This is a genomic window from Acinetobacter sp. P1332 (genome assembly GCF_044057475.1).
GTDB classification, from domain to species: domain Bacteria; phylum Pseudomonadota; class Gammaproteobacteria; order Pseudomonadales; family Moraxellaceae; genus Acinetobacter; species Acinetobacter johnsonii.
Genome location: NZ_CP171157.1, coordinates 3,489,359 through 3,502,168, shown reverse-complemented (window position 1 = coordinate 3,502,168; position 12,810 = coordinate 3,489,359). Strand labels below are relative to the sequence as shown.

Below are 12,810 nucleotides of genomic sequence, written 5' to 3'. Positions count from 1 at the left end.
AATATGTTAAACACTGCATTTGAACCATGGCCAAGCTTTACGCAAGAAGAAGCAGATGCTGTATCTAAAGTACTGTTGTCGAATAAGGTAAATTATTGGACGGGTCAAGAATGCCGTGAATTTGAAAAAGAATTCGCAACATTTGCAGGAACACAATATGCAGTGGCTTTAACCAACGGTACCGTTGCCCTAGATGTCGCTTTAAAAGCTCTGGGAATTGGAGTTGGTGATGACGTGATTGTCACTTCACGGACTTTCCTTGCTTCTGCAAGCTCGATTGTGACGGCTGGCGCTAATCCTATATTCGCAGATGTTGAATTGGATTCACAAAATATTTCGGCTCGCACTATTGAAGCGGTACTAACGCCAAATACTAAAGCGATTATTTGTGTTCATTTAGCAGGTTGGATGTGTGATATGGATCCAATCATGCAACTTGCAGCTGAGCGTGGTTTATATGTGATTGAAGATTGTGCGCAAGCACATGGCGCAGAATATAAGGGCAAACCTGCGGGTTCTATTGGGCATATTGGTGCATGGTCTTTTTGTCAAGATAAAATCATGACTACTGGCGGTGAGGGGGGGATGGTCACCACCAATGATGAAGCGTTATGGAAAAAAATGTGGTCTTATAAAGATCATGGGAAAAACTTCGACAGTATTTATAACAAACAACATCCGCCAGGTTTCCGCTGGTTACATGATTCGTTTGGCACCAACTGGCGCATGATGGAAATGCAAGCAGTCATTGGGCGTATTCAATTGAAAAAAATGGCTGAATGGACTGAAATTCGTAATCATAATATGCAGCGCATTTATTCAGCATTTGAAAAGACCCCATATATAACCGTTTTTCAGCCTTCGAATGATTATGTAAATGCCGCTTATAAGTGTTATGTTCAAGTAAATGTAGATCAATTACCGGAAGGGTGGTCTCGTGATCGTATTATGAATGAAATTGCTGAATTAGGTGTTCCTTGCTTTAGTGGTTCTTGTTCAGAAGTGTATTTAGAGCATGCTTTTGACAATACGCCTTGGCGCCCTGCTCAACGGCTTCAGAATGCGCAAAAACTAGGTGAAAATAGTTTAATGTTTTTAGTTCATCCAACTTTGAGTGAAGATAGTATTAATCAAACTATTTCTGCTATTGAACAAGTACTTATTAGAATTTAAATGCTTTGATGTAAAGTGAATGCTTCGCTTTTGCATTCACTTTACATTTTTACATTTGTTTGTGGGTAGCAAATAACTTAAAAACACATTTAGTTTACTTATATAAATAGCATAGAGAAGACTCACCCTGTGAAATCAGTCATTCTGCCTTTGGTTACATCGCCACGATATGCCAAACAATTATTTTTAATCCTTTTGGATTTTTTAGTTTTTCCTGTCTTGATTTGGTTGAGCTACGCATTACGTGAATTTAACTTAGGGGCAGAAGTTGTTCCTAATATCTCATTCGGATCACTCTGGGTAAGTGTTTTAGCAATCACTATGTTATTGATTTCTGGAACATATAATTTTATTGTTCGTACATTCAATGAGGTGTTCTTTACACGCTTAGCAATTGCAACAGGGTTAACCGTCCTTGGACTTTTCGGGCTGGCATATTGTACAGAGGCTTTTATTCCGACATCAATTCCTTTGATGTTTGGTTTCTTTATGTTTTCTTGGGTTTGGTTCAGTCGTGGTGCTATTCGATTTATTGTGCGGGCATGTTTGCAGACTGATATTCCAAAAAGAAAAATCGTGATTTATGGGGCTGGATATGCAGGCCAACAAATTGCGGCAATGTTGAATCGTTCAGATGAACATTTTCCTTTATTTTTTATTGATGATGAACAGTCGTTATCAGGGCAAATTATTGGTGGTTTAAAAGTTTATAATGCTGAACATGCGCTTAAACGTCTGGAAAGAGAAACAGTTGATGAAATTCTCATTGCTTTACCATCTGTAGGGCGTACGCGAAAAAGTGAAATTGTTCAATTTCTTGAACCTGCACATATTAAAATTACAGAAATCCCAGGGCTTACAAAGCTTGTAGATGGCGACATTAAAGTCTCAGACATCCGAGAAGTAGACATTATTGATTTACTTGGGCGTGATCCTGTTCCGCCGATTCCTGAATTATTGGCCAAAAATATTCAACATAAAGTAGTGATGGTCACAGGGGCAGGTGGTTCTATTGGTTCAGAACTTTGTCGACAAATTATTAAGAACAATCCGCAGAAATTAGTTATTTATGAGCTTAGTGAATTTGCACTGTATAGTATTGATAAAGAGTTACGTCTTAAGTCACAAATAGAAATTATTCCGATTTTAGGAACAGTCCTCGACGAAGCTAAACTTGAGCGTGTGATTGAGCAGTATAATGTACAAACTGTATACCATGCAGCGGCTTATAAGCATGTGCCATTGGTCGAGTGTAATCCAATTGCAGGACTAAAAAATAACTCTATTGGTACAGCCTTTAGTGTGAATGCTGCGATTAAAAAAGGTGTAGAGACTTTTGTACTGATTTCAACAGACAAGGCTGTTCGTCCGACCAATGTAATGGGAGCGTCTAAGCGAATGGCTGAGCTGTACTGTCAAGCGATGGCAGAAGCACAGCAGCAAACTCAAATTAGTATTGTCCGGTTTGGGAATGTATTAGGTTCTTCAGGTTCCGTTGTTCCTCTGTTCAAACAGCAGATAGCAAAAGGTGGCCCAATTACAGTGACACACCCTGAAGTGACGCGTTATTTTATGACTATTCCAGAAGCATCACAGTTAGTCATTCAGGCTGGTGCTCTAGGTGCTGGCGGAGATGTATTCTTACTGGACATGGGAGAGCCTGTTCGTATTCAAGATTTAGCACGTCAAATGATCGCGTTGAGTGGCTTAAAAATGCGTGAAGAAGGGTCGGATATTGGCGACATTGCCATTGAATACTCTGGATTACGTCCAGGTGAAAAGTTATATGAAGAGTTGCTAATTGATCATGAAGATACACAGTTAACTGAGCATAGTCGAATCTTACGTTCATTTGAAAAGCATTTCTCTTTAGATGAATTATTGCCGATTTTCGAACGCATTTATGGCTTAACTGCAATTGATCAAGACATTGACTGGGCACTTACTCAGTTAGAACATTATGTTGATGGCTATCACCGAAGTCGAGAAGTTAAGGTAAACTAAGCTTTAATGATTTAATGAACGCAAATGTCTGGATCTGTGATGACAATTAAAAAAGCCATTCTTCCTGTTGCGGGTCTAGGAACCCGTTTTTTACCTGCAAGTAAGTCCATTCCGAAAGAGATGGTGACAGTCGTTGACCGCCCAGCGATTGAGTACGTTGTGAAAGAAGCTGTCGCGGCGGGTATTGAGCAGATCATTTTAGTCACGCATTCATCTAAAGCATCGATTGAGAATTATTTTGATCGTAACTTTGAATTAGAGACGACACTTGAGCAAAAGCAAAAATTTGATTTACTCAAAGAGATTAAGAATATTTTACCTGAACATGTCAGCGTAGTAAGTGTGCGTCAGCCACAACCCTTAGGACTTGGACACGCAGTTTTATGTGCAAAGTCGATTGTGGGGAACGATGATTTTGCTGTGCTGTTACCTGATGTTCTAGTTAAAGATGCTGATCCAACTAATGATTTGAGCTTAATGATTCAGCGTTTCAATGAAACACATGCTTCACAAATTATGGTTGAAGCGGTGCCTGATCATTTGGTCGATCAGTATGGTATTGTTGATGTAGCTTCTGTACCCAATGAAGGTCAAAGTGTAGTGATGCAAGGTATTGTTGAAAAACCAGCAGTGAGTTCAGCACCCTCTAATTTATCTGTGGTCGGACGCTATATTTTGCCCGCTGAGATTATGCACCTTTTGGAACAAACACCGAAAGGTGCGGGTAACGAAATCCAATTAACTGATGCAATTGCCATGCTACAACAGACCAATACGGTTGAAGCCTATCGTATGAAAGGCCAAACCTTTGACTGCGGAAGTAAACTGGGTTATTTAAAAGCCGTTTTGCATTATGGGATCGATCACCCGACGTTGGGTGATGCATTTAAAGCGCTTATTCAAGAGCTTTAATGATCAGCGGGAAACTCTTATGAAAGTTGCAGTATTTGGACAAACCCTGTACTCAGGTGTTATGGCAGCATTGTTGGCTGAGTGTGGACATCAGGTCTTTTGGTGCGATGTTTTAAAAAGACCTGCCTCAGAGCAAGCCTATACACAAAATGATGCTGTGATCAATCTACTCCGTAAACAAGAAAAAAGTGGATTTCTGCAATACTGCAATTTTAATGCTATTCCTCTCGATATTGATGCTTACTTTTTTAGCCTGAGTCCGACAGAAGAATCACAAGGCATTGAAATTCTAAAAGAGCTCAAACAGCGTCCTATTATTCATCCTAAATTGATGATCAATGCATCGACTTTGGGTTTACATGGCACTGAAAAATTTGAAAAAATATTAACGGATGATGATTGGGTATATTTGCCTGACGTGATCCAAGAGGGTAACGCTTTGCAAAGTTTACTACAGGCTAAACAGTTGACTGTAGGTTGCTCAAGCGAAACAAGCCAAATTAAAATTCGAGAGTTACTTCGTCCCTTATTTCCAAGAGAACAACAATATTTGTTTATGCCTGTTTTAGATGCTGAGTTTACTAAACTCAGTGTTTCAGGCATGTTGGCAACCCGCATCAGCTATATTAACGATTTAGCCGTGGTGGCTGAAAAGCTAGGTATCGATATTGAGTATGTACGTCAAGGCTTGGCGGCGGATAGTCGAATCGGGGCTTCATATCTTTATCCAGGTGCTGGCTTTGGCGGTGAAAACTTCTCTCATGATGTCTTAACATTGGCAAATACTGTTTCAGGGACTGGAGCGAAGAGCCAATTATTGGCACAAGTTTGGGATATCAATGAGCAGCAAAAAGAAATTCTCTTTCGTAAATTATGGAATTATTATCATGGGGATTTAGCGGGTAAGGTTGTTGCGATTTGGGGTGCATCATTTAAAGAAAACACGTCTCGCATTCAGCAATCTCCAATTCATGCCATGTTAAAAGCGCTTTGGGCACAAAATATGGTGGTCAAATTGCATGATCCTCAGGCATTGGCCGAAATTGAAAAACATTATGGGTATCGAGAAGATTTGATTTACTGTACCGATCAATATGAGGCCGTTGAGGGAGCACATGCTTTGTGCTTATTAACCGCTTGGAAGCAGTACTGGAGTCCTAATTACACAGAATTACTCAAAAAAATGCAGCACCCACTGATTTTAGATGGTCGAAATATTTATGATCCATGCTATGTCAAAGCTCAAGGCTTTGCCTATCAGGGAGTAGGGCGATGAAGCATCAAAATAAACCATATCCCGTTGAAGATATTAATACAGCCATTGCCCGACTGCAGGGCTTGAAAGCTCATTTTGAACAGCATCATCTGAATGATCTTTTTGCAGATGATTCGACGCGTTTTGAGCAGCTCTCTGTCGTATTAGAGCCGATTATTTTTGATTTTAGTAAACATCGTATTGATCGAACCGTAGTTGATTCTTTAGTACAGTGGGCGCAGGCACGAGATTTAACCAGTTGGATTAAAACCTTATTCTCAAGTACAGCAATTAACTATACAGAACAGCGCTCAGCCATGCATTGGGCTTTACGTTTACCGCAATACGATCAAAAGCATCAGGCTATTGCTGATCAGGTTCATGAACAACTGCAAAAAATGTATGCATTGGTCAACAAAATTCACCAGGGCCAATACCGTGGCGCGACTGGTGAAGTGATTCAAGATGTGGTGAATATTGGTGTGGGGGGGTCTGACTTAGGGCCGCTGATGGTCAGCCATGCTTTATCTGATTTTAAAAAATCGACACAAAAGCCTTTAAATCTGCATTTTGTTTCAACCATAGATGGCAGTCAGCTTTCAGAACTTCTGCATAAGCTGCGTCCAGAAACCACATTATTTATTATCTCGTCAAAGTCATTTGGTACGATTGATACACTCTCCAATGCTCAAACGGTACGTCAGTGGCTTGAAAAAGCATTGGGTCAAGAGGCCCAAACCTTAAAGCATCATTTTATTGGCGTATCGACCAAGCCTGAAAAAATGACTGCTTGGGGGATCGCGCCAGAGAATCAATTTTTATTGTGGGATTGGGTGGGTGGTCGTTATTCTTTATGGTCGTGTATTGGACTTCCAATTGCTTTAACTATTGGAGTTAATGGATTTAAGCAGTTTTTAGCGGGTGCTTATGCGATTGACCAGCATTTTCAACATGCCCCTTTTGAGCAGAATATTCCTGTCTTGATGGGGCTTTTAGGGGCTTGGAATAATAATTTCTTAGACATTCAAACCCATGCTGTTTTACCGTATGACGGTCGCCTCAAGTACTTTGCATCCTATCTACAGCAGCTTGAGATGGAATCGAATGGTAAGTCGATCCAACGCAATGGTGAAAAAGTTGAATGGGATACCTGTCCGATTGTATGGGGCGAGGTGGGACCGAATGCACAGCATGCATTTTATCAACTGTTGCATCAAGGGACACATTCGGTGAGTTGTGACTTCATTGCACCAATACAACGTTATAACGCAAATCAGTTTACCTATGTGGATAATGCCGATGCGCTGATTGAACAGCATCATTTGGCCCTGTCCAACTGTCTGGCACAGTCGCGGCTACTGGCCTTTGGTAATCAGGCGCTTGATGCCAGTGAACTGGCCGGCCTACCGACCTATAAGCAGTATGCAGGCAACCAGCCGAGTTCAACTATTTTAATGCAAGAGCTTAATCCTTATAGCTTAGGTATGCTCATCGCGATGTATGAACATAAAGTATTTGTACAATCCGTACTTTGGAATATTAACCCTTTCGATCAATGGGGTGTTGAAAAAGGCAAGGAAATTGCCAACCAGTTGCTGCCTATTTTAAATGGTCATCAACAAGATCTATCTACATTAGATGTTTCGACTCAGGGTTTATTAAAAATTTTATTAGGAAAAATAGATGGCTAATATTTTAGTGACTGGTGGGGCGGGTTATATCGGTTCACATACCTGTGTTGAACTCCTTGAAGCTGGACATGATGTGATTGTGCTCGATAACCTTTCTAATAGCTCGGAAGAGTCGTTAAAACGTGTTCAGGAGTTAACTGGAAAAACGCTTAAGTTTATTCAGGGCGATATTCGTAATCAAAGTGATTTAGATCAAGTTTTTTCGTCTAATCAAATTGATGCGGTGATTCATTTTGCTGGATTAAAAGCAGTAGGTGAAAGCCAGCAAATACCACTAACTTATTTTGATAATAATATTGCAGGATCAATACAATTGGTTCAAGCAATGGAACGTGCCAATGTATTTAATTTGGTATTTAGTTCTTCAGCGACAGTTTATGATGAAGGGAATATTTCACCTCTGGATGAAACGATGCCGACAGGTATGCCGTCCAATAACTATGGGTATACTAAGCTGATTGTTGAACAATTATTAGAAAAGCTTTCTATTGCTGATGGGCGTTGGTCAATCGCACTTTTACGTTATTTTAATCCAGTTGGTGCGCATAAAAGTGGTCGTATTGGCGAAGACCCTCAAGGTATTCCAAATAATTTGATGCCTTATGTGACGCAAGTTGCGGTTGGTCGTCGTGAAAAACTTTCAATTTATGGCGATGATTACGATACGGTTGATGGTACTGGTGTTCGTGATTATATCCACGTTGTAGATTTGGCAAATGCGCATTTATGTGCATTGAATAATCGTTTGGCAGCTAAAGGTTGTAGAGCTTGGAATGTGGGAACGGGTAATGGTTCGTCTGTTCTGGAAGTGAAAAATACTTTTGAGCAAGTGAATGGCGTTGCTGTTGCTTATGAAGTTGCGCCACGTCGCTCAGGTGATGTGGCAACATCTTTTGCGAATAATGCTCGAGCGGTGAGTGAACTGGGATGGAAACCAAAATATAAACTAGAAGATATGTTGGCAGACAGTTGGAATTGGCAGAAGCAGAATCCACAAGGCTATAGCGATTAATTTGTTCAGATAAGTATCAAGAATAAAAAAAGAGCCATTTTGATGTGGCTCTTTTTTTTCTGACTTCAGCTGCCTTGAATCAGCTGGGTCAGCTCATCCACATAGTCTTGCATTTTTTTAGGATTTTTATCCGCACGGCTTTCAATATTTAAACGTAATAGGGGCTCTGTGTTTGAAGCACGTACGTTAAAGCGCCAAGCCCCAAAATCTAAACTTACACCATCTGTGTGGTCAATACTTGGATTTTGATTTGCGAAGTGATCAAAGATTTTTTGAATTGTGACTTGAGTATCTGCGACTTTGAAATTGATTTCCCCTGAGCAAGGGAATTTAGTAATCATCTCTTCAACTAATGAAGACAACGATTGTCCAGTTTCAGACAGTACAGAAACAACCAACAACCATGGAATCATTCCACTATCGCAATAAGAAAAATCGCGGAAATAATGGTGTGCAGACATTTCGCCGCCATAAACCGCATTGTGTTCACGCATTGTGTCTTTAATAAAGGAATGTCCTGATTTCGACTGAACAGGGATGCCTTGATATTTCTCTACAATATCCAGTGTATTCCAGACCAAACGGGGATCATGTACAATTTTTTCGCCAGATTGCTTCAGCAAGAACGCTTGAGCCAGAAGGCCGACAATATAATAGCCTTCAATAAACTGGCCTTTTTCATCGAACAGGAAGCAGCGGTCGAAGTCACCATCCCAGGCAATGCCCATATCTGCGCCATGCTGAATGACCGCATCACGGGTACTGTCACGGTTTTCAGTTAAAATCGGGTTGGGAATCCCGTTCGGGAAAGTGCCATCGGCTGCATGATGAATCTTGATAAATTCGACCGGAATATTGAGTTGTTGAAACTTTTGCTCAATGGCATCAATCACATGGCCTGCTGCTCCATTCCCGGCATTCATGACCAGTTTTATCGGACGGATTTTTGCCGGATCAATATAGCTCAGCAGATGATTTACAAATTCAGGCAGAATATTATATTTCTCAGTACGGCCTTTATTGCTGACGTCAATAAATTCATCTGATTCTGCTAAAGCCTGAATCTCTTTAAGACCAGTATCGGCACTAATTGGACGGGCATTTTCACGAACCAGTTTCATGCCATTATAGTCCATCGGATTATGGCTGGCCGTGATTTCAATACCACCTTGCACATCCAGATGGAAGGTGCCAAAATAGACTTCTTCAGTGCCGGTCATGCCCAGATCCAGAACATTGACACCTGCATCATTTAAACCGCGAATGGTGGCCTGTTTTAAGTCTTCACTGCTGAGCCGGATGTCACAGCCGATGACCACCGTTTTAGGCTGATAAATCTGTCCATAAGCACGGCCAATTTTATAGGCAATCTCTTCATTGAGCTCGGTGCCGAGTTTGCCGCGAATGTCATAGGCTTTGAAGCAAGTCAGTTCTGTCATCTGAATTCTCTAAATAACTTCTGAGAAGTGAGGGAAGTATAATTATAGGAGGAAAATAGTTCCTATATGCCAAGTTACTGGTTAACTTTTATATCTTCTTTAAAAATAGATGTTTAAGTGTATAGAGTGCTCTTTCATCTAATTTTTAAAGTTTGGTACTTCAGCATGCTATTTTATATGTTAGCCCTTAGTGAAATTTATATCGATTTTACCTTTGCCAAGATCCGCTCCGCCCAGTCAGTGTAATAATTTACATCTTCTATTTCTTCCTTTTTGGAAGGATGATTAATTGTAGTTATTGCAGTAATACCTCTCACTTCAGATAGAAACTTTTTAGGCCAACTGAGTGATTGAGACAGTATCGAATTGTTTAATATATCCAAATCTGTCTCAATTAATCGTTGAGTTTTTTCTTCATATGGGAGTAATAAGGTGGAGATATTTTTTTTACCATCTGAAGTATCAATTTCACACAAATAAAATTGATGGTTATTTTCTATATTAAAAATTTTATAGACATAAAAGTAGCGTAATTGATTGTTTGCAAACTTATGGCCTCTGAAACGTTTATATATCTTAAAAGGTGAGTTCTTGATTTCTTTGGTTTTATATCCCTTTTCTTCAATTTGCTCCAATAGTTTAATCAAGTCTTTATAAGTGACTCGCTCTAGTTGAATTTCTGATTCTGTTGTAAATCCAGACACTGTACCCTCTATATCTCCTTCTCCACCAGCAAATCCTTCTTCTTGATTTTGATCTTTATCCATTTGCTTTCGTCTTTTAAGTACTACAGTTTTAGCAGGAGGTGTCTCTAAAGAAATTTTTAATTCTTCAATTGTATAAATTTCTCCAGGTAGGTTTCTTAGCTTGGCCAGTAGTTTATCGATATCTGCCTCAGCATTTTTATTCAATTTCTCTTTAGGTTGACTCGCTGGTTTTGGTTTGTTTGAACCTTGCCCTTGAGCATTTTTGACCTGTTGTATGATTTTTTTTGAAGTGAAATGAAATTGAATAGGGCGGTTGATAGCTGTATCAAGATTTTTGAAAGATGTAATGCGCTCAATTCTGTAAATACCTGTTTCTTTATCATAAATTCCATCTACTGTTAGATCAATATTTTTAAGATCAGGTACTTCCATGTCAAAATTAAAACTTTTAGCGCCTTTTTGATCAATAATTGTTTTCTGATAAATACTAAGGAAGGCTTTCTTTAAATCAGGCTGTAATAAAATTAAAGCGAGCTTCTTCAAAAAATGAGGATCAGAAACATCTGCGTTCATAATTTTTTTGTTTTTTGCTATATTAATATGAATAGCCTTTTCATCATTTCTATCCACTAAAACATCGGTTGAATAATTTTCTGCAAAAAGTGCCGCCCGAATTAAATAAGGATGAGAGAAAAATAAATCGCGGGCCAAGATAAGCTTAGGTATTTGAATAGTAATATTTTTCTTTAAAACTGTTGAGTAGTAATTAAATTCAAAACATATCCGGCCTTCATGTATTTTTTGATCCTCACCCTCCGGTAAAATAATAGTTCTAAATGTTATGAAATTTACATGTTCAAGTGTGTGAGTGAATAATTTTGTAGGAGAGGCATCAATTTGGGTTCTATAGCGGTATAGAAGAACACTCTCAATCGGTAATTTAAGTTGAATAGGACGGTTAATAATAGGGTTAAACAAATGAGTATCAATATCAAACCGAGTTTGACCGCGTCGACTAATTTTTGTCGCAGTATAGTAAATCATCTCTTTTGGTAAAAAGTCGGTTGAACAATCACTCATTTTTTATTTCTTCCCAAATATTATTAAAAAATCGACGTGCTTCTGGCGTTAATCGCTGCTCACTTAATCCTGATACACGTAAAAAAACACTCGGTGGATAGTATTTATTCTCAGTTTGTTGACGAATATATGTTCGTGTCAGACGACGTATTTGATAACAATCCACCGACTCAGCGTAGCGCTCCAAAAATGCTTTGGTCAACGGCAGAAAATGCCAGTTTTTTTCAATTAGGCTGACATGCCCAAGTTGTTTAATTAAAAACTTTTTGGTCCATTGTGGGGAGTCTAAGTCTTCTAATAATTCATCACGTATTTTAATCAATTGTTTCATAAACTGACGATCCCGAATACTCCAATCGACACGTGGTTTGGGTAGAGAGAGTGGTGTCATGATAGCGGTTTGATTGATTTGTAACAGCCAATCTTTATGATTGCGATATAAACGTGCGTACAGTGCACCATCATGTTTACGAGCTAGTTTGACTGACATATCCTGAATCAATTGTATCCATTTCAGTTGATCATCTGACAGGACTTGGTAAGTCTTGTGTTTTACAGTGACCGGAATGGCTTGTTCCTCTATACCTACTGTCGCTAGATCCAAATACTGTTGGTATGTATAAATAGGACTTTGTTCGGGAACAAGTGCCTTTAATACGATGAGATGCTCAAGATAAGAAAATGCTTTACGATGTTTTCTACAGATATTCTTGAGCCAGCAGTTCTCAGAGCTCGGATCACCTAATTGATAATATTGAAGAAAACTTTCGCCCCAATAATCGACAACAAGCTGACGGACTTTTTCGTAATTGATATTTTTTTGACCTGACAGTAAGCCTCTGTCTTTCAATAGATTGAAGTAGGCATTTGATAAAATCGATACATCTTGTACTGCAATATGGCTCGATTGAATAAGTAGATCCTCGATTATTTTTGCTAACTCTAGATGGCGCTTAAAGTCTTGTGAATTAATAAAAAGTTGTGAGGAGTCAATAAGGACATTTAAATGAGCATTATAAAATCTTCGGTCTAGCCCATTGCAAGGAACAGCGCTGACAAAAAGGGCAGATTCATGCTTTGTACAATATTCATATCCTGTAATCTGCCAGCTACGTTTCCAATACACTTCACCATATTGTTCCATCTGTTCTTGCCAACAATGCGGACAGAACCGAAAAAAACTCACAGATTTCACCCGCGATGCATTTTTTCCCAATTTAGTATGCAGAGATTGGTACTGTTCACCTCGTAATGCCTGTACAGCATAACTTATCACTGTATCAGGCTGAAATAATTGATAAATTGGTAGTAGAGTGTGCTTTCTGATTAAAGTAAAAGCATCATAATGGTCTGGTAAATAACTGGCTAACCTGTCTAGATGAGAGGGTAAATCATAAGTTGGTGTCAAATTCCTGTTGTTGAATAACTCTTCAGTAAGGTATTTGGGACTTAAAATTCCATTGTGAATAGCATAACGTGCAATCACACTGTAAATTAACTCATCTGGATATGGTATTGGAAAATTTGAAATCATAAT

At 39.1% G+C, this 12,810-nt stretch carries 9 protein-coding genes; 6 read left to right on the top strand and 3 right to left on the bottom strand.

Annotated elements, in window-relative coordinates; genetic code table 11:
- The first annotated feature begins 3 nt into the window (after nucleotides 1–3).
- The 6 genes from ACFN7Z_RS17165 (at nucleotide 4) to galE (ending at nucleotide 8,047) form a co-directional block, all read left to right on the top strand.
- The gene (locus ACFN7Z_RS17165) at nucleotides 4–1,173 is read left to right on the top strand and encodes a DegT/DnrJ/EryC1/StrS aminotransferase family protein (RefSeq protein ID WP_159151663.1); all 1,170 of its coding nucleotides are present in this window, start codon (nucleotides 4–6) and stop codon (nucleotides 1,171–1,173) included.
- A gap of 129 nt (nucleotides 1,174–1,302) precedes the next feature.
- Nucleotides 1,303–3,177: a nucleoside-diphosphate sugar epimerase/dehydratase gene (locus ACFN7Z_RS17160; protein WP_159151662.1), complete on the top strand. Its 1,875-nt coding sequence runs from the start codon at nucleotides 1,303–1,305 to the stop codon at nucleotides 3,175–3,177.
- Between the two features lie 39 nt (nucleotides 3,178–3,216).
- Nucleotides 3,217–4,089: a UTP--glucose-1-phosphate uridylyltransferase GalU gene (galU, locus tag ACFN7Z_RS17155; protein WP_159151661.1), complete on the top strand. Its 873-nt coding sequence runs from the start codon at nucleotides 3,217–3,219 to the stop codon at nucleotides 4,087–4,089.
- Nucleotides 4,090–4,108: 19 nt separating this feature from the next.
- On the top strand, nucleotides 4,109–5,365 hold the full coding sequence (locus tag ACFN7Z_RS17150; protein WP_159151660.1) for a UDP binding domain-containing protein: 1,257 nt from the start codon (nucleotides 4,109–4,111) through the stop codon (nucleotides 5,363–5,365).
- The gene (pgi, locus tag ACFN7Z_RS17145) at nucleotides 5,362–7,035 is read left to right on the top strand and encodes a glucose-6-phosphate isomerase (protein ID WP_159151659.1); all 1,674 of its coding nucleotides are present in this window, start codon (nucleotides 5,362–5,364) and stop codon (nucleotides 7,033–7,035) included. Before ACFN7Z_RS17150 ends, pgi begins: the two co-directional genes overlap by 4 nt.
- Entirely contained in the window at nucleotides 7,028–8,047 is a 1,020-nt protein-coding gene (gene galE, locus ACFN7Z_RS17140) for a UDP-glucose 4-epimerase GalE (RefSeq protein ID WP_159151658.1), read from the top strand. Before pgi ends, galE begins: the two co-directional genes overlap by 8 nt.
- Nucleotides 8,048–8,112: 65 nt before the next feature.
- On the opposite strand, the gene ACFN7Z_RS17135 is transcribed toward galE, so the two are convergent.
- The 3 genes from ACFN7Z_RS17135 to ACFN7Z_RS17125 all read right to left on the bottom strand — a co-directional run bounded on the left by ACFN7Z_RS17135 (nucleotide 8,113) and on the right by ACFN7Z_RS17125 (nucleotide 12,807).
- Nucleotides 8,113–9,486, bottom strand: a complete 1,374-nt coding sequence (locus ACFN7Z_RS17135) for a phosphomannomutase CpsG (protein ID WP_159151657.1) — start codon at nucleotides 9,484–9,486, stop codon at nucleotides 8,113–8,115.
- A gap of 197 nt (nucleotides 9,487–9,683) precedes the next feature.
- Nucleotides 9,684–11,273 carry a Tn7-like element transposition protein TnsE gene (locus ACFN7Z_RS17130; RefSeq protein WP_159151656.1) on the bottom strand — a complete coding sequence of 530 codons (1,590 nt, stop codon included), beginning with the start codon at nucleotides 11,271–11,273 and terminating at the stop codon, nucleotides 9,684–9,686.
- Nucleotides 11,266–12,807, bottom strand: a complete 1,542-nt coding sequence (locus ACFN7Z_RS17125) for a TnsD family Tn7-like transposition protein (protein ID WP_159151655.1) — start codon at nucleotides 12,805–12,807, stop codon at nucleotides 11,266–11,268. Before ACFN7Z_RS17125 ends, ACFN7Z_RS17130 begins: the two co-directional genes overlap by 8 nt.
- Between the last annotated feature and the right edge of the window lie 3 nt (nucleotides 12,808–12,810).

What these genes read in the sequence shown, in the direction of transcription:
- galU (WP_159151661.1), top strand. Translation starts at nt 3,217, where the DNA reads ATGACAATTAAAAAAGCCATTCTTCCTGTTGCGGGTCTAGGAACCCGT.
- ACFN7Z_RS17150 (WP_159151660.1), top strand. Translation starts at nt 4,109, where the DNA reads ATGAAAGTTGCAGTATTTGGACAAACCCTGTACTCAGGTGTTATGGCA.
- ACFN7Z_RS17130 (WP_159151656.1), bottom strand. Translation starts at nt 11,273, where the DNA reads ATGAGTGATTGTTCAACCGACTTTTTACCAAAAGAGATGATTTACTAT.
- pgi (WP_159151659.1), top strand. Translation starts at nt 5,362, where the DNA reads ATGAAGCATCAAAATAAACCATATCCCGTTGAAGATATTAATACAGCC.
- ACFN7Z_RS17135 (WP_159151657.1), bottom strand. Translation starts at nt 9,486, where the DNA reads ATGACAGAACTGACTTGCTTCAAAGCCTATGACATTCGCGGCAAACTC.
- ACFN7Z_RS17125 (WP_159151655.1), bottom strand. Translation starts at nt 12,807, where the DNA reads ATGATTTCAAATTTTCCAATACCATATCCAGATGAGTTAATTTACAGT.
- ACFN7Z_RS17165 (WP_159151663.1), top strand. Translation starts at nt 4, where the DNA reads ATGTTAAACACTGCATTTGAACCATGGCCAAGCTTTACGCAAGAAGAA.
- galE (WP_159151658.1), top strand. Translation starts at nt 7,028, where the DNA reads ATGGCTAATATTTTAGTGACTGGTGGGGCGGGTTATATCGGTTCACAT.